General features: G+C 71.8%; 20 protein-coding genes. 5 read left to right on the forward strand and 15 right to left on the reverse strand.

What is annotated here, in order from left to right; all coding sequences use genetic code 11:
- Window positions 1-6: 6 nt before the first annotated feature.
- Genes JNB62_RS10355 through JNB62_RS10365 form a run of 3 tightly spaced genes read right to left on the reverse strand, consistent with a single transcriptional unit; the run spans window position 7 to window position 1,581 of the window.
- Window positions 7-303, reverse strand: a complete 297-nt coding sequence (locus JNB62_RS10355) for a DUF1905 domain-containing protein (protein WP_220300793.1) — start codon at window positions 301-303, stop codon at window positions 7-9.
- Window positions 300-731 (reverse strand): SRPBCC family protein, encoded by a 432-nt coding sequence (locus JNB62_RS10360; RefSeq protein WP_220300794.1) that lies wholly within the window; start codon window positions 729-731, stop codon window positions 300-302. The genes JNB62_RS10355 and JNB62_RS10360 overlap by 4 nt, the downstream gene beginning before the upstream one ends.
- A gap of 40 nt (window positions 732-771) precedes the next feature.
- The gene (locus JNB62_RS10365) at window positions 772-1,581 is read right to left on the reverse strand and encodes a glycosyltransferase family 2 protein (protein ID WP_308291776.1); all 810 of its coding nucleotides are present in this window, start codon (window positions 1,579-1,581) and stop codon (window positions 772-774) included.
- A gap of 148 nt (window positions 1,582-1,729) precedes the next feature.
- Between JNB62_RS10365 and JNB62_RS10370 the strand changes: the two genes are divergently transcribed.
- Window positions 1,730-3,616, forward strand: coding sequence for an adenylyl cyclase (locus tag JNB62_RS10370; protein ID WP_220300795.1), 1,887 nt, complete (start codon window positions 1,730-1,732; stop codon window positions 3,614-3,616).
- A gap of 120 nt (window positions 3,617-3,736) precedes the next feature.
- Here the strand turns inward: JNB62_RS10370 and JNB62_RS10375 are convergent, their stop codons facing one another.
- The gene (locus JNB62_RS10375) at window positions 3,737-4,741 is read right to left on the reverse strand and encodes an aldo/keto reductase (protein WP_220300796.1); all 1,005 of its coding nucleotides are present in this window, start codon (window positions 4,739-4,741) and stop codon (window positions 3,737-3,739) included.
- Between the two features lie 110 nt (window positions 4,742-4,851).
- Here JNB62_RS10375 and JNB62_RS10380 point away from each other — a divergent pair, with 110 nt between their 5' ends.
- The 3 genes from JNB62_RS10380 (at window position 4,852) to JNB62_RS10390 (ending at window position 7,827) form a co-directional block, all read left to right on the forward strand.
- On the forward strand, window positions 4,852-5,937 hold the full coding sequence (locus tag JNB62_RS10380) for an FUSC family protein (RefSeq protein ID WP_220300797.1): 1,086 nt from the start codon (window positions 4,852-4,854) through the stop codon (window positions 5,935-5,937).
- Window positions 5,938-6,007: 70 nt separating this feature from the next.
- The gene (locus JNB62_RS10385; RefSeq protein ID WP_220300798.1) at window positions 6,008-7,072 is read left to right on the forward strand and encodes an LLM class flavin-dependent oxidoreductase; all 1,065 of its coding nucleotides are present in this window, start codon (window positions 6,008-6,010) and stop codon (window positions 7,070-7,072) included.
- On the forward strand, window positions 7,069-7,827 hold the full coding sequence (locus tag JNB62_RS10390; protein ID WP_223231057.1) for an NADPH-dependent F420 reductase: 759 nt from the start codon (window positions 7,069-7,071) through the stop codon (window positions 7,825-7,827). The genes JNB62_RS10385 and JNB62_RS10390 overlap by 4 nt, the downstream gene beginning before the upstream one ends.
- Here the strand turns inward: JNB62_RS10390 and JNB62_RS10395 are convergent.
- The 7 genes from JNB62_RS10395 to JNB62_RS10425 form a co-directional block, all read right to left on the reverse strand.
- Window positions 7,824-8,732 (reverse strand): L,D-transpeptidase, encoded by a 909-nt coding sequence (locus tag JNB62_RS10395; protein WP_222855922.1) that lies wholly within the window; start codon window positions 8,730-8,732, stop codon window positions 7,824-7,826. The two genes, JNB62_RS10390 and JNB62_RS10395, sit on opposite strands and share 4 nt — an antisense overlap.
- A gap of 137 nt (window positions 8,733-8,869) precedes the next feature.
- On the reverse strand, window positions 8,870-9,268 hold the full coding sequence (locus tag JNB62_RS10400) for a DUF2809 domain-containing protein (protein WP_223231058.1): 399 nt from the start codon (window positions 9,266-9,268) through the stop codon (window positions 8,870-8,872).
- A 43-nt stretch (window positions 9,269-9,311) separates the two neighbouring features.
- Window positions 9,312-9,641 carry a hypothetical protein gene (locus JNB62_RS10405; RefSeq protein ID WP_220300799.1) on the reverse strand — a complete coding sequence of 110 codons (330 nt, stop codon included), beginning with the start codon at window positions 9,639-9,641 and terminating at the stop codon, window positions 9,312-9,314.
- 81 nt (window positions 9,642-9,722) lie between these two features.
- A complete protein-coding gene (gene speB, locus JNB62_RS10410; protein ID WP_220300800.1) occupies window positions 9,723-10,673 on the reverse strand; it encodes an agmatinase in 951 nt (316 codons plus the stop codon).
- Window positions 10,670-12,331: a thiamine pyrophosphate-binding protein gene (locus JNB62_RS10415; RefSeq protein ID WP_220300801.1), complete on the reverse strand. Its 1,662-nt coding sequence runs from the start codon at window positions 12,329-12,331 to the stop codon at window positions 10,670-10,672. Before JNB62_RS10415 ends, speB begins: the two co-directional genes overlap by 4 nt.
- Window positions 12,328-14,019, reverse strand: coding sequence for an amidohydrolase (locus tag JNB62_RS10420; RefSeq protein WP_220300802.1), 1,692 nt, complete (start codon window positions 14,017-14,019; stop codon window positions 12,328-12,330). The genes JNB62_RS10415 and JNB62_RS10420 overlap by 4 nt, the downstream gene beginning before the upstream one ends.
- A gap of 42 nt (window positions 14,020-14,061) precedes the next feature.
- Entirely contained in the window at window positions 14,062-15,387 is a 1,326-nt protein-coding gene (locus JNB62_RS10425) for an MFS transporter (RefSeq protein ID WP_220300803.1), read from the reverse strand.
- A gap of 218 nt (window positions 15,388-15,605) precedes the next feature.
- Here JNB62_RS10425 and JNB62_RS10430 point away from each other — a divergent pair, with 218 nt between their 5' ends.
- Window positions 15,606-16,532 (forward strand): Lrp/AsnC family transcriptional regulator, encoded by a 927-nt coding sequence (locus JNB62_RS10430; protein ID WP_220300804.1) that lies wholly within the window; start codon window positions 15,606-15,608, stop codon window positions 16,530-16,532.
- A gap of 5 nt (window positions 16,533-16,537) precedes the next feature.
- On the opposite strand, the gene JNB62_RS10435 is transcribed toward JNB62_RS10430, so the two are convergent.
- The 4 genes from JNB62_RS10435 to JNB62_RS10450 form a co-directional block, all read right to left on the reverse strand.
- Entirely contained in the window at window positions 16,538-18,016 is a 1,479-nt protein-coding gene (locus JNB62_RS10435) for a multicopper oxidase family protein (RefSeq protein ID WP_220300805.1), read from the reverse strand.
- A gap of 52 nt (window positions 18,017-18,068) precedes the next feature.
- Window positions 18,069-18,551 carry a hypothetical protein gene (locus JNB62_RS10440; RefSeq protein WP_220300806.1) on the reverse strand — a complete coding sequence of 161 codons (483 nt, stop codon included), beginning with the start codon at window positions 18,549-18,551 and terminating at the stop codon, window positions 18,069-18,071.
- 78 nt (window positions 18,552-18,629) lie between these two features.
- Window positions 18,630-21,980 (reverse strand): ATP-binding protein, encoded by a 3,351-nt coding sequence (locus JNB62_RS10445; protein ID WP_220300807.1) that lies wholly within the window; start codon window positions 21,978-21,980, stop codon window positions 18,630-18,632.
- A complete protein-coding gene (locus JNB62_RS10450; RefSeq protein ID WP_223231075.1) occupies window positions 21,977-22,666 on the reverse strand; it encodes a DUF4194 domain-containing protein in 690 nt (229 codons plus the stop codon). Before JNB62_RS10450 ends, JNB62_RS10445 begins: the two co-directional genes overlap by 4 nt.
- Window positions 22,667-22,694: the final 28 nt, after the last annotated feature.

Below are 22,694 nucleotides of genomic sequence, written 5' to 3' on the forward strand. Positions count from 1 at the left end.
CCCGGATCAGCCGTCGAGCACTTCCAGCCGCACCGACACCGGACCACCGTCGACCAGTCGTTCAGCCGTGCGCACGGCCTTCTTGAGCGGCAGCACGTACTCCCCCGACGAACTCGGGAAGATCGACGTCCGCCACTCGCTCCCGCCGATGCGCGCCTGCACGCGCACCGAGCCGAACCCGCGGAACGGCCGAGGGATCTCACGGATCTCGGCGCTCAGCTCCTGCGGCACCGCCGTGAAGAACCACGCGGCGTCCTCCCGAGCCGCCCACCGGAACACGTCGCCGTCGAACTCGACGATCACTGCAGCCGCTCCCCCGGCGCACCGCCGTGCCGGTCGACGAGTCGCTGCAGGCAGTCCGCCCAGCCCTCCACGTGGTTCTGACGTTCCGCCGCCGTGGCGAAGCCGCTGTGACGCACGATGACGCGCGTCGCGGAGTCGGCGGCGGGTTCGAGCGCGATGCCGACGTCGGTGGCGGCATCCTCCCCCGCCCAGCGCCACTCCAGTCGCAGCGAGCGCGGCGCATCCACGGCGAGCACGACGGCTTCCACGGCGATGCCCGCCGGCTCGGACCGGACCTGCCAGCGCCCCAGCTCGCGCAGCTCGACGAGGGCGGTGGGCTGCATCCGCGCCGGCCAGAACCATTCGGCCAGCGCCCCTGAGCGGGTCAGGTCCCGCCAGACCTCGTTGACGGATGCCGCGACCAGCGCCTCTTCGGTCAGCTCATGCATAGCGCAAACCTACGCCGCGCCGCCGACACCGGCGACCTGGTCAGCTGCCGTACTCCGGCGTCCATTCCTCGCCCTCGGAGCCCCATTCGCCGGCGGCATCCACTCGGCCGCGCTGCTCGCCCTCCAAAGCCGCGCGGCGCCACGCGGCGCCCTCCGGCCAGCTCGCGGCGAAGGTCGAGGCCACCTTGAACACGCGGCGCGAGAGTCCGCCGAGGGTCTGCACCGGGCGCGCCGACACCGGCATGCGCAGCTGCGGGTCGTACCTCACGCCGTCCGACGAGCGCAGCCGGATCGTGAGGTCGAGATCGTCGTGGATCTTCGCGTTGCCCCGATCCACCTGATCGCGCACCCTCTGCCAGACCCGCGTGCGCATCGCGAAATTCGAGCCGAACACGAGCGGGATGCCGAGCCATTTGCGGATCCAGTAGTGCCCGCCGCCGATGTACCACCGCTCGCCGAGATAGTTCTGCAGCGGCGAGCCGCCGTAGAACTCCGCACCGCCGGTGAGCACGCCGAGCGTCGGATCCGACACGAACGCCCGCACGAGCCGCGCCACCCAATCGGGATGCGGGCGCGAGTCGGCGTCCAGACGCGCGATGATGTCGGCGCCCTCGAGCGCCTCGTCGTAGCCGCGGGCCGCCGCCGGCCAGATCCCGACGGCCGGCTCGCTCACGACGACCGCGCCGAATCGCCGCGCGACGTCGGCGGAGGCATCCGTGCTCGCATTGTCGACGACGATCACACGATCAGCGGGGTGGGTCTGCGCGGCCAGCGCGGCCAGGCACGCTTCCAGGTACTGCGCATCGTTGCGGCACGGAATGACCACGGCGACACGAGGGGCGAGGGGCACAGCGACACCCTACTCCCGACCGCGCGGGACCTCGGGGAACCAGCAAGCGCTCTCCGCGAATTGCCTCTTGAGACCGCTCTCACGTTTGGTTACAGTCCGGTAAGTAAGCGGCACGGACGCCGCCCCACCTCGACGGAGAGGACTTCGCATGCCCACCCCCGTTCGTCGCCGGACCCTGCGGCTCGGCGCACTCACCACCGGCGCCGCACTGATCGCGAGCGCCCTGCTGGCGGCACCCGCCGTCGCCGCGCCACCACGCGCGGTCGATCCGCTCCACCCCGACTTCGGGCCGAACGTGACGATCTACAGCCCCGACACGCCGGTGTCGCAGATCCGCACCGAGCTCGACGCCCTGCACGCGCAGCAGGTCGACGCCGAGATGAGCACGGTCCGCAAGGCCGTGTACTTCCTTCCCGGCCAGTACGGTACGGCCGCCGACCCGCTGCAGGTCAAGGTCGGCTACTACACCGAGGTCGCCGGACTGGGCGCGTCGCCCGACGACGTCACGCTCACCGGCGGACTCGAGGTCTACAACCGCTGCCTGGCCGACGGCGGCACCGGCAACTGCCTCGCGCTCGTCAACTTCTGGCGGACGATCTCGAACCTGCACGTGGCCGTCGCCAAGGCCGGCCAGGACGGCTGCCGCCAGAGCGCCAACTTCTGGGCGGTGTCACAGGCCGTCTCGATGCGCCGGCTCGACATCACCGGCGCCAACCTGTCGCTCATGGACTACTGCACCGCCGGTCCGCAGTACGCCAGCGGCGGGTTCATCGCCGACTCGAAGCTGCCGTACGTCGTCAGCGGCTCGCAGCAGCAGTGGCTCACGCGCAACAGCGAGGTGGCCGGCTGGTCGAACGGCGTGTGGAACCAGGTGTTCTCGGGCGTCGTCGGCGCCCCCGACGACGCCGGGTTCCCGAACCCGCCGTACACGACGATCGGTCAGACTCCGATCAGCCGTGAGAAGCCGTACCTCTACGTCGACGCCGACGGGCGCTACAACGTCCGCGTACCGGACGCGCAGCGCGACAGCAGCGGTGTCAGCTGGGCGGACGGGCAGACGGCGGGCCGCAGCATCCCGATCACCGACTTCTTCATCGCGAAGCCCGGCGACTCGGTGCAGCAGATCAACAACGCCCTCTCGCGCGGGCAGAACCTGATCCTCACGCCCGGCGTGTACGACATCGCCCAGACCATCCAGGTCAAGCGCCCTGGCACCGTCGTCCTGGGCCTCGGCCACGCGACTCTCACCGCCGTCGGCGGCGCCGTGCCGCTGGAGGTCAAGGACAACGACGGCATCGTGATCGCCGGCGTCACGATCGACGCCGGCGCCGCGCTCTCGCCGGTGCTGCTGCGCGTCGGCGCCGCCGACAGCGACAAGGTGCTCGACGCGGACGACCCGATCACCCTCAGCGACGTGTACTTCCGCGTCGGCGGCCCGCACATCGGCAAGACCACGACAGCGCTCGAGGTCAACGCCGACGACGTGCTCATCGACCACATCTGGGTGTGGCGCGGCGACCACGGCGTCGAGGGCTTCGACCCGAACGACGGCGTGAACGGCGACAACCAGCGCTGGGCGACCAACACCGGCACCAACGGCGTCATCGTGAACGGAGACAACGTGACCGCGACCGGCCTGTTCGTCGAGCACTTCCAGCAGTACAATACGCTCTGGAACGGCGACGACGGCCGCGTGATCCTCTACCAGAACGAGCTGCCCTACGACCCGCCGACGCAGGCCGACTGGACCCAGCCCGACGGCACGCTCGGCTACCCCGGGTACAAGGTGGCCGACGGCGTCACGACGCATCGCCTGGACGGCGCCGGCGTGTACGTGTTCAACCAGAACAACCCGTCGATCCTCACCGCGAACGGGTTCGAGGTGCCCGAGACGCCGGGGGTGCGGCTGCATCACATCATGACGGTCAACCTGTCTGCCGGCACCGTGCAGCACGTCGTCAACGGCGTGGGCGGCCAGGCCGACAACTCCAACACCGGCACGCCCCAGTTCGTCGTGGACTACCCCGCGCCGTGACGGAACCCCCGGTCGTTGAGCGAAGGGCGCTCTAGCGCCCGAAGACGAAACGCGCCTGACTTCCTCGAGAGGTCAGGCGCGTTTCGTCTCGCTTCGCTCGCTCAACGACCGAGGGCCCGTTCACCAGAGCGGGTGGATCGCCTCGCGCAGGTCGCGGTCGTAGACCTCGTGCACGACCCGGTCGAATGCGGCGACGTCGAAGTCGGAGCCGCCCTCGCCCGCCAGCAGCGCCGCCGCGGCGGCGTTGGACTCCGCCTGCCGCACGTTGCGCGCACCGGGGATGACGCTCGTGACGCCCGGCTGCGACGCGATCCACGCGAGCGTGGCGGCGGGCAGCGACACCCCTTCGGGCAGTGCGACTCCGAGCTCGGCGGCCGCCGCCAGGCCGACCTCGAAGTCGACGCCCGAGAACGTCTCGCCGCGGTCGAACGCCTCGCCGTGACGGTTGTACGTGCGGTGGTCGTTCTCGGCGAATGTCGTCTGCGCCGAGTACTTGCCCGACAGCAGGCCCGACGCCAGCGGCACGCGGGCGAAGATCGCGACGCCGGCCTCCGCGGCCGCCGGCAGCACGGCGTCGAGCGGCTTCAGGCGGAACGGGTTGAAGATGATCTGCACGTTGGTCACGTTCGGGCGCGCGATCGCGGCGAGCGCCTGCGCACACGTCTCGACCGAGACGCCGTAGGCCGCGATGGCGCCCTCTGCCACGAGGGCGTCCAGCGCGTCGTACGTCGCATCGGCCTCGATGACGGCGCTCGGCGGGCAGTGCAGCTGCACCAGGTCGAGCGTGTCGACGCCCAGGTTGCGGCGCGAGCGGTCCGTCCAGGCGCGGAAGTTCTCGGGCGTGTAGTTGTCGGGCTCCTGCTCGAGGCGACGGCCCATCTTCGTCGCCACCGTGATGCCGTGATCCGGCCGGTCCGCGAGGAAGCGGCCGATGAGCGACTCGCTGCGTCCGTCGCCATAGACGTCGGCGGTGTCGAACAGGGTGACGCCGCGCTCGGCGGATGCCGCGAGCACCGCCTCCGCATCCGCTTCGCTGACGGCGCCCCAGTCCGCGCCGAGCTGCCAGGTTCCGAGTCCGATCGCCGACACCGTGCGTCCGGTGCGGCCGAGTGCGCGCTGTTGCATGAGCCCCAGCATCCCACGCTCCGCGGCTCGCGCTAACCGAGGTGGACCCCCGGCGCAACCCGCATAGGTGAGATCGCGCCGGCGGCTAGTTTGGCGGCGAGGGAGGACCTGTGACCGCTGAGCGCACCCCACCGCTGCGCCGCGCCGTCTCGTACACAGCGCGCCTGGCGAACCAGCCGCGCGTGCTGCTGGCGGTCAAGACGTCGCTGGCCGCCGTGCTGGCCTGGTATCTCGCGCCGCTCATCCCCTTCACCGAGGACCAGTACTCGTACTACGCACCGCTGGGCGCACTCGTCACGATGCACCCGACGATCGCGCGGTCGGCACGCGTCGGAGGCCAGGTGCTGATGGGGCTCGCCCTCGGCATCGGCGTCAGCCTGTGCGGCATCGCGGCCTTGCACCTCGGCGTGCCCGGCGGTGTCGTGCTCGGCATCGTGATCGGAGTCGGTGTGCTGCTCGGCGGCCTGCGCTGGCTGGGGGCCGGCGGCGACTGGGTCGCGCTGGCGGCCCTGTTCGTGCTGCTCGCGGCGGGCGGCGACCCCGAGGGCTTCTCGATCTCGTACCTCGGCACGACCGCGTTCGGCGTGCTCGTCGGCATCGCCGTCAACCTGCTGATCGTGCCGCCGCTGTATCTGCGGCGCGCGAGCGAGCGCCTGTCTGCGCTCCGCGACACCGTGACGGACGTGCTCACCGACGTCGCCGACGCCGTCGCCCGCGACGAGATCGACGCCGAGCGCATGACCCGCGCGCTCCAGACGCTCGACGAGACCGGTGCTGCGGTCGCGGGCGATGTCGACGAGGCCGAAGAGAGCGCCCGCGCCAATCCGCGACGGCGGCGGCACCAGCACGTGCGTGAGCAGAACGCGCGCCGCATGCCGGCGCTGGAGCGCACCGCCTTTCTCACGCGCGACCTCATCGACCTGCTGATCGAGCTCCACGCCACGGATGACGGCACCCTCGCATCGGCGGTGCGCGACGAGCTCGCCGAGGCGATCCGGCGCGCTGCCGACCTGGTCGCCGCGCCCGTCGGCGACGCGCGGGCGCCCGAGCGGCTGCGCGCGGCGGACGACGCGCTCGGGGCGTACCAGCGCGCTCTGGGCGATCCACGCCCCGGGCACCGGGCCGACGTCGCCACCGGCGCCGCCGTCGAGCTGTGCCTGCGCCGCATCATCGACGTGTCGCGGCCGTTCGTCTGACGGAACGGCAGCGTGACGACATCCATTCATTCAAGGGAATGGATGCCGTCACGCTGCGGTTGAGCACGACATGAGCGAGATCGAGTTCGGGCTGGACACCTTCGGCGACGTCCCCGAGGGCGACGACGGCACGCTGCTGACGTACGGCCAGGCGATCCGGCAGGTCGTCGACGAGGCCGTCCTGGCTGACGAGCTGGGCGTCGACGTGTTCCTCGTCGGCGAGCACCACCGGCCGGAGTACGCCATCTCGGCGCCCGAGACGGTGCTGGCGGGCATCGCGACGAAGACCGAGCGCATCCGCCTCGGCTCCGGTGTCACGGTGCTGAGCTCGGACGACCCGGTGCGGGTGTTCCAGCGGTTCGCGACCGTCGACGCGCTGTCGAACGGCCGTGCCGAGGTGATCCTCGGCCGCGGGTCGTTCACCGAGTCGTTCCCGCTGTTCGGCTACGACCTCGCCGACTACGACGTGCTGTTCGAGGAGAAGATCGAGCTGTTCGCCGAGCTGCTGAAGGAGCAGCCCGTGACGTGGCAGGGCACGACGCGCGCGCCGCTGGTGGACGCCGACGTGTTCCCCAAGACCGATTCGGGGCACCTGAGCACGTGGGTCGGCGTCGGCGGATCGCCGCAGTCGGTCGTGCGCACCGCGAAGTACGGCTTCCCGCTGATGCTGGCGATCATCGGCGGCGACCCCCGCCGCTTCGCCCCGTACGTCGACCTGTACCGGCGTGCGAGCGAGCAGTTCGGCATGACGCCGCACGCGGTGGGCATGCACTCCCCCGGCTTCATCGCCGACACCGACGAAGAGGCGCGCGAGATCGTGTGGCCGCGGTACAAGGTCATGCACGACCGCATCGGCGCGCAGCGCGGCTGGCCGCCGCTCAGCCGCGGCCACTTCGAGCAGGAGGTGCGCACCGGGTCGATGTACGTCGGCTCGCCCGAGACGGTCGCCCGCAAGATCGCCAAGGCCGTGAGCGCCCTGGATGTGGGCCGCTTCGACCTCATCTACACGTCGGGCTCGACGCCCGCTCGCGCGCGGCTGCGCTCGGTGGAGCTGTACGGGTCGAAGGTCGTGCCGATGGTGCGCGAGCTGCTGGCCGAGAACGCCGCGGTGCCGGCGGCCGAGGCCACGGCATGAGCCTCGATACGCTGGCGGGCGTGGATGCCAGCGGTTCGGAGGAACGGGATGCCGCCGTCCCGCGCATCGGGACGCTCGGCATCCTGGGTGCCGGCAAGGTCGGCACGATCCTCGCGCGTCTGGCCGCGGCCGCCGGATACCGCGTGCTCGTCGCCGGTTCGGGCGACCCCGCCCGCATCGCCCTGACGATCGACGTGCTGGCCCCCGGCGCGACGGCGGGTGAGGCGTCCGCCGTCGCCCGCGAAGCGGACGCCGTCCTGCTCGCGCTCCCCCTCGGCAAGCACCAGACCCTGCCGGTCGACGAGCTGCGGGGCAAGCTCGTCATCGACGCCATGAACTACTGGTGGGAGGTCGACGGACTGCGCGACGACCTCAACGACCCGCGCACGTCGACGAGCGAGATCGTGCAGCGGTTCCTGCCCGACTCCCGCGTCGTGAAGGCCTTCAACCACATGGGGTACCACGACATCGACGAAGAGGCGCGCCCTGCCGGAGCGGAGGGACGCAAGGCGATCGCCATCGCCGGCGACGACCCCGCCGACCTGGCTGTCGTCGCCCGCCTCGTGGACGACCTCGGATTCGACCCGGTGGTCGCGGGCGACCTCGCGGCGGGCATCATGCTGGAGCCCGGGGCGGAGGCGTTCGGCGCCGATGTCGAGGCCGACGAGCTGCGCGCGATGCTCGACCGGTTCGCGACCTCGCAGCGCGGCATCGTGGTCGCCCGTGCCCGCGCGGCGGCCGACGGCGACCGCTAGGGCGTGATCATCACCGGCGTGCCTGGTGGCAGCGCCGACAGCCGCGTGATCGCGTCCGGGTCGACGCGGATGCATCCGTTCGACACGGGACCCGACCGCGTGTCGTGGTAGTGGAACGCCGCCGGCGCGACGTCGGCACCGTCGAAGCCCTCGAGCGTCGGCGACTGCACGGCCCAGTACACGATCGGGTGCCCGCGCGTGTACGCGTACTCCGGAACCGTGCGCGTCGTCATGACGAACGTGCGACCGACGGGCGTCGGGGTGGCGTCGGCGCCCCACGCGAAGTCGTTCGCGATGCGCTCGTGCGCGCCGTCGGCATGCACGATGTCGATCGTGCGGTTCGCGATGCTCACCACGACGCCGAGTCCCGCTGACGGGGTGACGTCCACGTCTGCGGTCCGCAGCCACCCCGTCACCTGGCCCGGGTCACCCGCCGACGGCATCGCCCGGCGGCCGGTCAGCAGCACCTTCACCCAGTGCTCCTGCCGCTCCACCACGGGCAGCACCGTGCCCCCGTACGGATACTCGTGCGGCACGTACGCGACCGGCTCGTCCGCCGGATCCGCCCACACCGGCGCCCCGACGCCACGGGCGACGGCCGTCTCGGTGAGCGGCATCGTGAACGGGTCGTCGTCGACGGGCAGCGCAGGGATGACCGCGAACACGTTCACCTGCGGCAGGGTCGTCACGTCGTAGGTCGCGGTGTTCGCCGCGTAGCCGTCAGCGGTCGGCGTCGGGGTCGAGGTGCGCTCAGCGCTGGTCGTCGGCGTCGTGGTCGTCGTCTCGGAGGGAGTGGATGCCGCCGGCCCCGGCTGGCGGTTCACCAGGGCGATCCCGATCCCGGCGACCACGAGCACCGCGGCGAGCGCGGCGACGAGCCACACCCATCGCCGGCGCTCCCCCATGTCTTCCATGGTCGGCGGGCCATCGGGCTGCCGCAACCCCGTCCGAGCGTTTCGTCTGCGGGCGCCAGAGCGCCCTCCGCTCAACGACCACGACCCCCGGTCGTTGAGCGAGCGAGGAACGAGCGAGACGAAACGCCTCAGCCGTCGGTCGGCCTCCGGCGGGCCCACGCGGCGTGGATGGCCGCCAGCACGGCGATCGTCACGACGTACACGACGAGGTCGCGGGCGTCGAACACCGTACCGAGCGCGAGCATCGCCGGCGGGAAGCGGGCGCCCCACTCCAGCGGCAGCCCCGTGAGCTGGAAGAGCTCCACGCCTGCGCACCACGCCGCGGCGATGCCGCCCACGCCGAGCGCGGGCAGCGCGGGCGCGATGAGCACCACGGCGAGATAGGCCGCCGCCGCGTACAGCGCGTCTCCGGCGATGTCGGTGGCTGCCGAATCGGGCAGCGCCGCGTGCACCAGGAGCCCCGCGGCGACGACCGCCGCGAGGAGCACGGCCGCCGGCATCCGTCGACGAACCGGGGGCGGGAGCATCCCCTCAGTCTCGCTCATCGAGACCGAGGAGACGCGCCGCGCGTCAGCGTCCCGCGCCGTGCGCCGGTTCGAGATGGAACTCGTTCGAGGCCGACCCGTCCGGGCGCGGCGCCGACGAGAACACGAACTCGAGCCCGCGCTCGTCGAACGCGGCGAACCAGTCGTCCCACGTGACGGGGGTCAGGTCTTCGAGGTCGTTGCCGAAATCGAAGTCGAGCCGGAGCTCTCCGACCTGATCGCCCTCCCGCGTGCCCTCGACGGTGGCGGGCTCGGCGTGGCGGTCCTCCGCCCAGGCGCGGATCACGTCGTGATCGCTCGTCGCGGTGAGGTCTGCCGGCTGCGCTGCGTCCAGGTGCTCTTCACGATCGTCCATGACTTCCTCCTCTGCGTAGCTGCCAGCATGCGCGCCCCACTGCGACGGCGGGGAGGGGGTTGCCGCCCGTGCCGTCGCGCGCTAGACCTGCGCCGCCATCAGTGAGACGAGCTCATACACGACGTGGCTCGCCGCGATGCCGGTCAGCTGGGCGTGGTCGTACGCGGGCGACACCTCCACGACGTCGGCCCCCACGACCTGGCGGTCGCTCAGCGCGCGCAGCATGCGCAGCAGCTCGCGGCTCGTCATGCCGCCCGCCTCCGGCGTTCCCGTCCCCGGCGCATGGGCGGGATCGAGGACGTCGATGTCGATGGAGATGTACAGCGGCTTGTCGCCGATGCGGCGTCGCACGCGTTCGATGGCCGCGTCGATGCCCGCTTCTTCGATGTCGACGCTCGACACGATCGCGAAGCCCAGACGCTCGTCGTCGTCCAGGTCCTGCTTCGAGTACAGCGGGCCGCGCGTGCCCACGTGACAGCTCGCGGTGAGATCGATGAGGCCCTCTTCGCTCGCCCGCCGGAACGGGGTGCCGTGCGTGATGGGAGCCCCGAAGTACGTGTCCCACGTGTCGAGGTGCGCGTCGAAGTGCAGCACCGCGACCGGGCCGTGCTTCTTCGTCACCGCACGCAGGAGCGGCAGCGCGATGGTGTGGTCGCCGCCGACCGTGACGATGCGACCGGCCCGTTCGCCGAGCGCCACGGCCGCGCTCTCGATCTCGGCCACCGCCGCGCCGATGTCGAACGGGTTGGCGGGGATGTCGCCGGCGTCGACGACCTGCGCCGCAGCGAACGGCGACACGTCCTGCGCGGGGTTGTACGGACGCAGCAGTCGCGACGACTCCCGCACGTGCGAGGGGCCGAAGCGCGCGCCGGGCCGGTAGCTGACGCCGGCGTCGAAGGGGATGCCGACGACGGCGATGTCGGCGCGCGGGACGTCCTCGATGCGCGGCAGTCGCGCGAAGGTCGCGATGCCCGCGTAACGGGGGTGGACGGACGCGTCGATCGGGCCGACGGGCTCGTGGTGCTCGGTCATGACTCGCCTCTCGGAGTGGACGGCCCGGCGCCGTGGACGCCGTGGTTCTGGGGGATGTGGACGAGCTGCACGCCGCCGGCCGCGATCGCGGCGACGAGGGCGGGCTCGATGTCGGCCGTGGTGTCGGCGCGTCGTCCGGTCGCGCCGAACGCGTTCGCGAGGGCGACCCAGTCCGGCTGCACGAGATCCACGCCGACGGGAGCGATGCCGCGATCGACCTCGTTCTGCTTGATCTCGGCGTACCCGCCGTTGTCGACGCACACCACCGTGAGGTCGAGACGCTGCTCCACCGCGGTCACGAGCTCGTTGACGCAGAACATGAGCGCGCCGTCCCCGACGACCGCCACGACGTGACGGCCTCCCAGCGGCTGCGCGACGCACGCGCCGATCGCGGCGGGGAGCCCGTAGCCGAGGGTCGCGTACGTCGGCGTGTAGAGCAGCGAATGCGGGCGCGACTGGCGCAGCACGTTCGCGAGCGCCATGTACACGATCTGCGACGAATCGCCGGCGACGATCGCGTCGTGCGGCAGGGCCGCGGCGATCACCTCTGCGAGCGCGACCGTGTCGGGCAGGGCGGCGGCCGTCTCGTCGGCGATCGCCGCACGCTCGGCGGCGAGGTCGAGCAGCCGACGCGGCTCGCCGGGCAGGCCGGCGAGAAGAGCTTCGACGACGACGGCGCAGTCGCCCACGATGCCGACCGCGGCCTGGAGGTTCTTGTGCAGCTGAGCGGCCGAGATGTCCACGCGGATGACCGCGCCCCGGGCCTCCAGGCGCGGCGCCCACAGTTCCGCCTCGCCGAGCTTCGATCCGAGCACGAGCAGCACGTCGGCGCCCTCGGCGACCCGGCGCGCCGCGTCGAGCCGCAGGTTCGATCCGAGCGAGAGCGGATGGTGCTCGTCGACGGTCGCCTTGCCGTTGAGAGTCGTCACGACCGGTGCGCCGAGCCGCTCGGCGAGCGCGGTGATGGCGCGGCCGGCACGCGTCGCGCCCCCGCCGGCGACGATGACCGGGCGTTCGGCGTGCGTCAGGAGGGCGACCGCCTCACGCGTCGCGGCGGCGTCGCCGCGCGCAGGCGCCGGCAGCGGACGCGCGGCACGGGCGGCGGCGGGCACGTCCGCGGGGCCCTCGAGCACGTCGAGCGGGATCTCGATGTGCACGGGGCGCGGACGCCCGGTGCGGAACAGCGCGAACGCGTCGTGCACCGCGTCGACGGCATCCGTCCCGCTCGTCACGCGACGCGACCACTCGGCGATCGCGCCGACCATCGCGGTGGCGTCCTTCGTCTCGTGGAGCGTCCCGATGTCGCGGAACTCGGCGCCGCGCGGCACGCCCGGCGAGATCACCAGCAGCGGCCGTGACTCGCAGAACGCCGTGCCGATCGCGCTCATCGCGTTCTGCAGGCCCGGGCCGGAGGTCGTGATCACGACACCGGGCAGTCCCGTCTGCTGGGCCCAGCCGTCGGCGCCGTACCCGGAGCCCTGCTCGTGGCGATTCGTCACCGCGCGGATGCCCAGGTCGGCGAGCGGGCGGTACAGCTCGAGATTGTGCGTTCCCGGGATGCCGAACACGGCGGTGACCCCGTAGTTGCGCACCGTCTCGAGGACCGCCCGCCCGGTGGTGTCGGCGTACTGCGCGGCGATTCCGTCGGACGCGCTCATCGTGCCGGCACCTCCGCCCGGACCGCCGCGTGGCGGCGCACGCCCCCCACCCACGTCTCGAGCACGGGGATCTGCGCGATCTCGGCCGCGTCGACGGTGAGGGGGTCACCGCCGAGCACGGCGAAGTCGGCGTACTTGCCGGCTTCGAGCGAACCCAGGTCGTCCTCGCGACCGAGCGACACGGCGCCCTCGTAGGTGTGCGCCCGCAGCGCCGCCGCCGCCGACACCCGCAGCGAGTCGGGCCCGAGCCTGTGCCCCCGACGGGTCACGCGGGTGACGGCGGTCTGGATCGCCTCGAGCGGAATCGGCTCGGCGACGGGCGCATCGGACGAGATCGTGAACGGGACGCCGGCCGCCTCGAACTCGCCCAGCGGGTTGAACCGCTCCCCCGGAGTGCCGATCGCCTGCTCGACCCCCTCGCCCCAGTTGAAGTAGTGCTGCGTCTGGTTGACGGGGCGGATGCCGGCGGCGGCCATGCGCCGGATCTGCTCGGGCGTCGGCAGCCCGCAGTGCTCGATGCGGTGGCGGGCGTCGTCGTCGGGACGCTCGGCGAGCGCCGCCTCGATCGCCGACACCACCATCTCGATGGCCGTCGGCGACTGCGCGTGCGTCGCGGTCTGGAGCCCGGCGGCGTGCGCCCGCCGGATGAGCACCGCGTACTCGGCGGGCTCGTGGTACAGCTGCCCGGTGCGGCACGGGTCGCCCACGTAGCCGTCCGGGAAGTACGCCGTCCAGCCGCCCAGCGTGCCGTCGGCGTACAGCTTGATGCCGGCGAAGCTCAGGTGGGCGTTGCCGAACTGGCCCACGAGTCCCATGTCGAGCGCCTCGTCGAGGAGGTGCGACAGCAGGTACATCGACACGCGCAGCTCGAGGCGTCCGGCCTCGGCGAGCCGCAGGTACATGTCGAACTCGCGGCGCGACACCTGCGCGTCGCCGATCGTGGTCACTCCCCCGGCGAGGAACCGCTGCGTGGCGGCATCCAGCTGCCGCAGATGCTCCTCCGGCTCGTCGGCGAGGTGGAAGTTGGGGCCGTGGTGGCCGATCTTCACCCCGTGCACGCCGGTGAGCATGTTGCACGCGGCATCCGAGATCTCGCCTGTCAGCTCGCCGTCGGCGTCGCGGAAGTACTCGCCGCCGGCGGGGTTCGGCGTGTCGCGGTCGACGCCGTTGAGCGCGAAGGTGTGCGAGTTCACGACCCCGCCGTGGCCGGACGCGTTCATCAGGTACACCTCGCGGTCCGTCGCGACCTCGTCGAGCTCGAACCGGGTCGGATGCCGCTGCTCGGCGAGGTTCCGATGCTCGTAGCCGTACCCCCGCACGGGCCGGCCGGCCGGCAGGTCGGCCGCCGCGGCCTTCAGCAGCGCGACGATCTCGGGGATGCTGCCTGCCTTCTCGGGCCCGCAGTCCACCCACGTCATGAGCTGCCCGTACATGAGCGGGTGCGCGTGCGCGTCGACGAACCCGGGGACGACGACGGCGTCGCCGAGGTCGACGACCTCGGGATCGATGCCGGCCGCGCGTGCGGCATCCCGGCACTCCTCCACCGTGCCGACGGCCACGATCCGCCCGCTGTCGGTGAGCATCGCGGTCGCCGTCCGGTCGGTGGCGTCGACCGTGTGGATCACGCGGGCCGTCACCAGGCGCGGGGTCTGCTGCGCGGGGCGGTCGAACGGGGCGAGCTTTCTCATGGTGTCCTCACGGTGGGGAGAGTCGGGATGCCGGGGCCGGCGTCAGACGGTGCGGGCGGCGGTCGTGTCGGTGCGCGGCGTGAACGAGTCGGTGACGGGCGCCTCGTCGGAGTGCTGCGGCGCCAGCCACGTGCACAGTCCCGCGAGCAGGGCCATGCCGACGAACATCGCGATGACCGACCAGATGCTGCCCGTCCACGCGATGAGCATCGTCGCGAACCAGGGCGAGAAGCCGGCCCAGATCGCGGCGCCCACGCCGTACGACAGCGCGATCGACGTGTAGCGGGCCTGCGGGCGGAACATCTGCGCGAGGATCGCGGCGATCGGGGCGTACGTCGCGCTCATGGCGATGCGCACCAGCGAGGCCAGCAGGAAGATGACCGGCTCGATCTTGCCGGGCAGCACCAGCATGAACGGCACGAACGTCAGCACCGAGGTCACGAGGCCGATGTACATGATGTTCTTGCGGCCCCACTTGTCGCCGAGCCATGCCACCGGCAGCGTCACGACGAACTCGATGAACGACGCGATCGTCATGGCGTCCAGGATCAGCTGCGGGCTCATGCTGATCGGCTCGCCCGTCGCGTAGGCGGTCGCGAACGTCGTGGCGAGGTAGTAGCCGCCCGTCGAGATCGGCAGCAGGCCGATGCCCAGGAGGATCGGCTTCCAGTTGACGCGCAGCGCGAACGCGAGCGGCATGGTCTGCTTGCGCCCCTCGACCTTCTGCTCGAAGACCGGGGACTCCTCCACGCGGTAGCGCACCCAGAAGCCGACGCCCACGAGCACGATCGACAGCAGGAACGGGATGCGCCAGCCGCCGTTCATGATGAAGTCGTCGCCGAAGCGCGACATGATCGCGAAGATGCCCGAGGCGAGCAGAGCGCCGGCGGGGTTGCCCAGCTGAGTGAAGCCGCCGTAGAACGTCTTCTTGCCGGCCGGCGCGTGCTCGACGCTCATGAGCACGGCACCGCCCCACTCGCCGCCGACAGCGAGGCCCTGCAGCGCACGCAGCAGGATCAGCAGCACGGGGGCCATGAAGCCGATCGCCGCGTACGTCGGCAGGCAGCCGACGAGCACCGTCGAGACGCCCATCAGCAGCAGCGTGATCACGAGCGAGACGCGCCGGCCGAGCTTGTCGCCGATGTGTCCGAAGATGATGCCGCCGAGCGGGCGCACCAGGAAGGCGACGGCGAAGGTCGCGAACGCCGCGGCCGTCTGGGCGAGCGGGTCGCCGCTCGGGAAGAACAGCGGGCCGAACACCAGCGCGGCGGCCGTCGCGTAGACGTAGAAGTCGTACCACTCGATGGTGGTGCCTACGAACGCGGCGATGCCGGCGCGCCGCGCCCTCGCGGTGGTGGTGGAAGTCATGGCCGCTCCTTTGCGGGAATGTGTCGGGATGCGATGGATGCTAGAAGCCCGGGATGCCGGCGGCAAGGGCATAACTCCAGCGCAGGCGCGCTTGGACTGGTGTTCTGCTCGATCCGGCTGCAGAATCCCCTGTCACGTCACGCCGAGTCACGCCTAGACTGGGATTTCGCACGCGGAGGAGTGCGTTCTCGGGAAACTGGGCGGATCGGGGAATCGCGGTGGATTTCGATGCGGAGCTGATCCGCGAACTGCAGGTGGACGGTCGCGCAAGCGTGAACGCGCTCGCCGGCCGGCTCGGCCAATCGCGTGCCGCGGTCTCGGCGCGGCTGCGCGCGATGATCGCGGACGGCACCGTGCGGGTCGTCGCCGCCGTCGACCCCGTGTTCCTCGGCCAGCATGTGCTCGCCCACGTCTCGATCCGCACGCGCGGCGGCGTCGAGCCGGTGGCGCAGCACCTCCGCGGCAGTCCCGAGACCGTGCTGGTGTCTGCGGTGGGGGGCGCCCACGACCTCGTCACGGAGGTCCGTGTGGCGTCGATGCCCGCCCTTCATGAACTGCTGGGCCGCATCCGGGCCCTTCCCGGGGTGGCCGACATCAACACCCTCATCTACACCGACGTGGTCAAGGGGTTCTTCGTGTCGGAGTACCACGGCGACATCACCATCGACGCGATCGACGCCGCGCTCATCGAGCAGCTGCAGCGCGACGGACGCACCAGCTACCGGTCGCTCGGCGAGACGGTCCGCCTCTCGCCGTCCGCGGTCACCACGCGGGTGCAGCGGCTGATCGACGCCGGCGTCATCAAGATCAGCGCGGTCGAGGCTCGCGGGCTCGCCCACCGTCAGCTGTCGATGGGCGTGGGGCTCAACCTCGCCGGCGCCGACGACGAGGTCGCCGAGGCGCTGCGCACGTGGCGGGGCGTGGACTTCGCGGCACGGACGCTCGGCCGGTTCGATGTCGTCACGACCCTCGTCGAGCCCTCGGCGGGGGCGCTCTACGCCAGCCTCGAGCGGCTGCGATCGATCCCCGGCGTCTCGCGGGCCGAGGCCTGGTTCCACCTCGCGGTGCTGAAGGAGGACTACGCGCGGACGTTGCGCCCCGCCGGCGGGGGCATCCCCCAGCCCCTCGGTGCCACGCGCGGCTGAGGCTCCTACTCCGGATCGTTGCCCGAGTCCCGGCCGAGCCGGAACGGCGTGGTCACGCCGACGTACGCGAGGTGCGTCATGAGCCCCTCGGCCGCGTGCGGCAGGTTGTGGCAGTGGTCCATCCAGATGCCGGGGTTGTCGGCGACGAAGGCGACCTCGTACGTCTCGCCGTGCTCGACGTTCAGCGAGTCGACCCACCACGGCGAGCCTGACGACGGCACGCCGTCGCGCGAGAGCACCAGCAGGTGATGACCGTGCAGGTGCATCGGATGCACCTCGCCGCTGCTGTTCGAGATCGTCATGACCGCGACATCCCCCTCACGCACCATGTACATCGGCACGGCGGGGACGATCCCGCCGTTGATCGTCCACCAGTAGCCCGGCACGCCGTCGAGGAAGCCGGGCATGCGGCCGATGTCATACCGGAAGCGACGGTCCGGCTGCGCCGGATCGAAACCTACGTCGGCCGGCTCGCCGTAGTCGAGCAGGTCCAGCTCCTCTCGCGGAGCAGGAGAAGTGGATGCCTCGGCCCGGTCGGGTCCGACCACGAGCGATGCCCCGGGCACCTGCACCCGCACGGCGCCGGTCGCGGGCACCGTCACTTCGAGATCGGCTCGTCCGCCCGCGGTGAGCGGCACAGCCCCGCCGTCGATGGGCGTCGGGCGGTTGAGGTCGGTGCCGTCCACCGCGAGCACGCGGAATGCCGACCCGGTGACCCACGCCGACGTCGGGGTGCTGTCGGTGTTGATGAGCCGAACCCGCACGGTGGCGCCCGGCTCCGCCGTCTGCCGCACCTCGCCCGCGGCGCCGTTGATCGTACGCTGCCCGCCCGGGTACGTGTGCACGGTCGCGACGGCGTCGGCGATCGTCGCAGGGGCGGCTGCGGCATCCCCCGGCTCCAGGATCAGCGCGCCGTACAGTCCCCCCACGACCTGCGGATGCGACGCCTGGTGCGAGTGGTACCAGAACGTGCCGACCTGCTCGGCGACGAACCGGTAGGTGAAGCTCTCGCCCGGCGGCACGGCATCCTGCGTCACCCCGGCCACGCCGTCCATCGCGTTCGGCACGTCGACGCCGTGCCAGTGCGCCGTCACTCCCGCCGGGACGTCCTCGTTGCGCAGCACGACCTCGACGAGCTGCCCCTGCTTCGCGCGGATCGTCGGGCCGGGCGTCCGGCCGTTCAGCGTGAAGCCGTCGAACGGCTCACCGCCCGGGGGCGAGACGCGCTCCGCGCGCGCCACCAGTTCCACGCGCACGTCCGCGGGACGCGCGGGGTCGATCGCCAGCGTCGTCACGCTCGTCGCGGCGACCGTGCCCCCCGCGGCCGCGGCCTGTGCGTGGCCGTGACCGGCCGCGGCGTGCGAGGAAGCGCCCGGGCCGCCGCCGAAGTCCGGCGAACCCATGTCCATGACGGAATACGTTCCGGGCAGGACGCTGCCCCACCACGCCCAGCCCGCCAGGGCGAGTGCGATCACGGCCGCCACGACGGCGAGCCGGCGGGCGAACCACGCCCACCGGCTCGCCGCGGGCGCGGTCCTAGACGGCGGCACCGGCCGGGACCGAGGGCGCCGACGCGGCCGCGGCGGCGGCCTCTTCGACGCGGCGCTTCGACACGTTCAGCGCCGCCAGGAGCGCGGTCGTGAACAGCAGCAGCGCGTTGACACCGTGAAGGAAGCCGAGCAGCGGGATGCCGTGCCCGAACAGGCCGAGCGTCACCTGCAGCGCCACGAGCGCGAGCACGCCGCCCGCGAACGCGACGGCGCGCGGCGCCTTCACGAAGAACGAGATGATGAACAGCAGGATCGCCAGCGTCGGGATCACGAACATGCCGTTCATGCCGTGGATCATGAACCCCAGGGCCTCGGCGAACGGCGGCGGGCCCTCCTGGGCCGAGGCGTCAACGACGCCGCCCTCGGCGATGTACAGGCTAAGGCCGGCCGACGCCCAGGCGTGAGAAGCGGCCTGCAGCGCGACGAGCGCGCAGATGGCGAACGAGAAGATGCGATACGCGATGCGCATGTGTTGCTCCTTGGTGTGTGTTCGGCCACGAAGACCGATGACACGTCAGAGCGCCGCCGCAGCGCGGTGATACATCCGCTACGAGCGCAGGCCCACCTTCGGCTTCGCCCACGAGCGTCCGCGGGTGTCCTTCAGGATGTCGTACTCGACGTCGACGTGCGGCTCGATGGCGCTGTACTTGTCGTTGGGCGCACCGATGACGAGCTGGAAGCCGAGGCCGCGCCACGCGCCGATCGCGCGCTTGGTGAAATGCGCGTCGGCCTTGATGAGGGCCTCGTCCATGAACACCGGGGCATACCGCGGGCGCTCGGCCCCGGCATCGCCCAGCTGATACCGCAGGGCAGCGCCCACGATGAACGCGATCAGCTCCTGCGACTCACCGCCGGACTTCTCGCCGATGTGGTCGTACAGCGCGACGTGCTGCTTCGTGGCCGCCTCGATGCGCTCGGCGCTCACGCGCACATGGTTGCGTACGTCGACGAGGTCGCCGAAGTCCGGCGCCGTGCGGCGCATGCGCCCGATCAGACGCGCCATGCGACGGTAGGCGTTCTCGCGCTCGTCGTCGGTCGACGCCGCCTCGATGAGCCCACGCACCTCGCGCAGCTCGCGGCGGAACCGCTTGCGCGGCTCGGACTGGTTCTCGCGCGTCGTGATCTGCAGGCGGTGGGCGTCGTCGTAGAACGGCAGGTCCTGCATGATGCGGTTGATCGGCTCGATGCGGTCGCGGATCTCGCGCAGCGAGCGGCTGAGCGTCGCGTCGAGGTTCGTCAGATCGTTGCCCGAGAGCTTCAGAAGGCTGTCGCGCCAGTCCGCTTCGAGCTCGTGCAGCCCGCTGGTCTGCAGCGCCAGCAGGATGCCCTCGAAGTCGTCGATCGACTCATCCGGGTCGGCGAGCAGGTTCGGGTTCGGCCAGCGCTCCAGGAACCCCGTCATGATGCGGCGGACGGCCTCGCGCTGCTCGGCGTGCGACGCGACCGCGGCGGCGTGGTCCTCCTCGAGACGCTGCGCCGCCGTCGCGAGCGCGGCGTCGAACCGCGTGAGCACGACGGACGGGTTCGCGGCAGCCGCCAACTCCCGCAGCGTGAAGCGCGCGTCGAGGAACTCCTGCTGCCCCGCGTCGAGCACGCGCCCCGCGTCCTCGGCGGCGTCGATGATCGTCTGGGTCGCGTCGACGTCGTCGATCACATCGGCCCAGCGCGCCTCGAGCTGCTCCCGCTCCAGCTCGGTGCGCCCGATCTCTTCGCGCAGGCGCGTCGCCGTGCCCTTCGCCGCCGCGATCTGACCCTGCAGGCGGGCGATCTCGGGATTGGACGCCGTCACGTCGTCCTGCACCGCGGTCCAGCGATCGCGCTCCGCCGTGACGGCGTCGACGTCGAGCTGCTCCCACGTGAGCTCGACGAGCCTCGCGTACACGGCGAGCCTCGCGTCGACGGCATCCAATCCCGTCTCGGCGGCCTTCGCGGCCTCGGCGGCACGCAGCACTCGCGCACGGGCGGCGTCGAGGCGGTCGGCGAGGGTGAGCAGCCGGCGTTCGTTCGAGAAGCCGAGCACGTTCTCGCGGCCGTGGCCGCCGTGCGCACCGCGGTTGCCGTCCGAGGTCTGGCCCGTGATGGTCAGCGCCTTGCGGTGACGCGAGAGGTCGCGCGGCGCGTCCACGCACACGAAGCCGAACTGGCTGTCGAGGCGCTCCTGCAGCCACCCCGTGAACGGCGAGGCCTGATAGTCCAGACGCCCCGGCAGGGTGTCGACGTCGCGCCCGCCGTTGGCGTCCAGGCCGGTGTGAACACCCTCGTAGCGCACGCGCACCGGTGTGCGCACGGCGTCGATCGCCGCGCGGAACGCCGGCAGGTGCGCGACGTCGATGAGCAGCGTCGTCGCGAACCCGCCGAGCGCCAGGTTGAACGCCTCGCGCCACGGCTCGAACTCGGTGCGCACCTCGACGAGCTCGCCGACGAACGGCAGCTCGTCGGGGTCGATCCCCGCCGCCTCGGCCAGCAGCTCGCGCGATTCGTGCAGCGGTCGCGGGATGTTCCCGCGGCGACCCGTCACGCGACGGATCTCACCCTCGAGCTCGGCGACCTCGCGCTCGGCGGCCTTCAGCTCCAGCGCCGCCTCCGAGAACGCGTTGCGGGCCGTGCGCTTGGCGTCGGCATCCGCAAGTCCCGCGCGCGCACGCGTCACGAGCGCGTCGAACTCCTCGCGAGTGGATGCCGCCTCACCGAGCCCTCGCAGGTCCTCGTCGAAGCGCACGCGGTTCAACTGCACGCTCGTCAGCCTCCGCTCGACCTCGCGCAGCTCGCGCTGCGCCGTCTCGAGCCGGTCGCCGCCGGACTGCCTCAGCACGTCCGCGAGGCCCTCTCGCTCGATCTCGGCGGCGTTGGCCAGCGCGCGCTTCTCGCGCAGCGTCACATCGGCGTCGCGCTTGCGGTCGCGAAGCTCGGTCTCGACCTCGCGCAGCAGTTCGAGCCGGCGGTTCGCTCGCCACAGCGTCGCGAGCGAGTCCGGGTGCGAGAAGTCGCCGATCTCGTCGATGATCCGCACGCGATCGGCCGCCGAGGCGATCTTCTCGCGCAGGTCGCGCAGCGGCTCGAGCGCGCTCACCTGCTGGCGAGCCGTGAGCATGCGGGTGCGCGTGCTCTCGAGCTCGTCGAAGTGCGCGACGACCGCATCGGCCGTCGCCATCGTCTCGGGCTCTTCGAGGACGAGCCGCTTGTACAGGTCGTCGACCGTCGTGATCTGCTGCCCCGCCTGGATGCGGGCGAGCAGGCTCATCGCCTTGGCGCCGGCTCCGGCCGCGCCGATGCCCAGCACGGCGTGCAGCCGCGCCGAGAACTCGCGGTCGGTGCCGACCGGGTCGAGCCCGACGGACTTCAGCGAGGTGTCGGTGAACCGCTGCGCCGCCGCCTGCTCCAGCGCGGGCAGGTCGAACGCGGCGTCCGCCGTCGCCCGCACGCGCACGGTGTCTTCGAGCACGCGCGCGCCGGCGGGGATGTACCACGCGCGCACGGCGGTGAACCGCGAGCCGTCGTGGTCGACCCACGTCATCGCCACGGCCGTCCAGGTGTCTTCGCCGTCGCCGCGCAGCACGCGCATCTTCGTGCCGTCCTCGGTGCGCGACTCGTCGAGCTTGCCGCGCGCGTACGACAGGATGTTGCGCTGCTCGTCGCCGCGAGGACGCCCCGTCACTCCCCCGTTGGAGGCGCCGTTGAACGGCGTGGTGTGCGGCATCATGAGTGCGATGTACGCGTCCATCAGCGTCGACTTGCCCGACCCGGATCCGCCGCACAGTAGGGTCGCCTCGGGCGAGAAGCGCACGCGGTGCGCGCCGTCATAGCCGCCCCAGTTGACGAGCTGCAGGTCTTCGGCCAGCCACTGCTGCCCGCGCGAGGCCGCCGGGATGAGCCCGAACAGCGTGTCGATCATGGTCACGGTGCCGCGTCCTCCACGGTGGTCTCGTCGTCGATGCCGGTCGCGTCGGTGTCGGTCTCGTCGGTGTCGGTCGCGTCGGCGTCGTCGAGGTCGGGCAGGGACTGCTGCGCGCGCAGCCAGTCGCGCAGCTCGCGCAGCTTCTCGGCGCTCAGCACGATCTCGACGAGCGGACTGATGCGGAAGCGGCCCGCCGACTCCTCGTCGACGATCCCGTCGCGATCGAGCCGGTCGAGCGCCTTGCGGATCGCCCGCTGGCGCCGCGCCGTGTCGCCGTCCGATTCGGCGAAGTAGCTGAGGACGGTCTGCTCGACGTCCTCGATGTCGACGCGCGCCGACGGCTCGCCGGCGGCGGTCTCGCGCTGGTACACCGTCCGCAGGTGGACGAGCACGAGGGTCTCGGCGCGCGAGTACGGCGAGTCGCGCAGCAGGATCGGCACGTCGAACTCGTCCGACCGCACCTGCTGCTTGTACGCCACGCCGCGGTCGTGGTCGATGATGAGCCGCACGAACAGGTCGTTCAGACGCGACTCGATGAGTCCCTGGTTGTCGAGCAGCAGGGTCCACTGCTCGCGGTGGCGGTCGGCGAGCAGGAAGCGGCGCTGCAGCACGTGCACGAGCACGCGGCGGACGTCGGCATCCAGCACCCCGCGGTCGCCCGCGAACAGCTCGTCGGGATCGTCCTCCATCGCGACGGGTTCGATGAACGGCTGGATG

The organism is Microbacterium jejuense (genome assembly GCF_019511665.1).
Lineage (GTDB): Bacteria > Actinomycetota > Actinomycetes > Actinomycetales > Microbacteriaceae > Microbacterium > Microbacterium jejuense_A.

What these genes read in the sequence shown, in the direction of transcription:
- JNB62_RS10360 (WP_220300794.1), bottom strand. Translation starts at nt 731, where the DNA reads ATGCATGAGCTGACCGAAGAGGCGCTGGTCGCGGCATCCGTCAACGAG.
- JNB62_RS10370 (WP_220300795.1), top strand. Translation starts at nt 1,730, where the DNA reads ATGCCCACCCCCGTTCGTCGCCGGACCCTGCGGCTCGGCGCACTCACC.
- JNB62_RS10375 (WP_220300796.1), bottom strand. Translation starts at nt 4,741, where the DNA reads ATGCAACAGCGCGCACTCGGCCGCACCGGACGCACGGTGTCGGCGATC.
- JNB62_RS10385 (WP_220300798.1), top strand. Translation starts at nt 6,008, where the DNA reads ATGAGCGAGATCGAGTTCGGGCTGGACACCTTCGGCGACGTCCCCGAG.
- JNB62_RS10390 (WP_223231057.1), top strand. Translation starts at nt 7,069, where the DNA reads ATGAGCCTCGATACGCTGGCGGGCGTGGATGCCAGCGGTTCGGAGGAA.
- JNB62_RS10395 (WP_222855922.1), bottom strand. Translation starts at nt 8,732, where the DNA reads ATGGGGGAGCGCCGGCGATGGGTGTGGCTCGTCGCCGCGCTCGCCGCG.
- JNB62_RS10400 (WP_223231058.1), bottom strand. Translation starts at nt 9,268, where the DNA reads ATGCTCCCGCCCCCGGTTCGTCGACGGATGCCGGCGGCCGTGCTCCTC.
- JNB62_RS10405 (WP_220300799.1), bottom strand. Translation starts at nt 9,641, where the DNA reads ATGGACGATCGTGAAGAGCACCTGGACGCAGCGCAGCCGGCAGACCTC.
- speB (WP_220300800.1), bottom strand. Translation starts at nt 10,673, where the DNA reads ATGACCGAGCACCACGAGCCCGTCGGCCCGATCGACGCGTCCGTCCAC.
- JNB62_RS10415 (WP_220300801.1), bottom strand. Translation starts at nt 12,331, where the DNA reads ATGAGCGCGTCCGACGGAATCGCCGCGCAGTACGCCGACACCACCGGG.
- JNB62_RS10420 (WP_220300802.1), bottom strand. Translation starts at nt 14,019, where the DNA reads ATGAGAAAGCTCGCCCCGTTCGACCGCCCCGCGCAGCAGACCCCGCGC.
- JNB62_RS10425 (WP_220300803.1), bottom strand. Translation starts at nt 15,387, where the DNA reads ATGACTTCCACCACCACCGCGAGGGCGCGGCGCGCCGGCATCGCCGCG.
- JNB62_RS10440 (WP_220300806.1), bottom strand. Translation starts at nt 18,551, where the DNA reads ATGCGCATCGCGTATCGCATCTTCTCGTTCGCCATCTGCGCGCTCGTC.
- JNB62_RS10450 (WP_223231075.1), bottom strand. Translation starts at nt 22,666, where the DNA reads ATGGAGGACGATCCCGACGAGCTGTTCGCGGGCGACCGCGGGGTGCTG.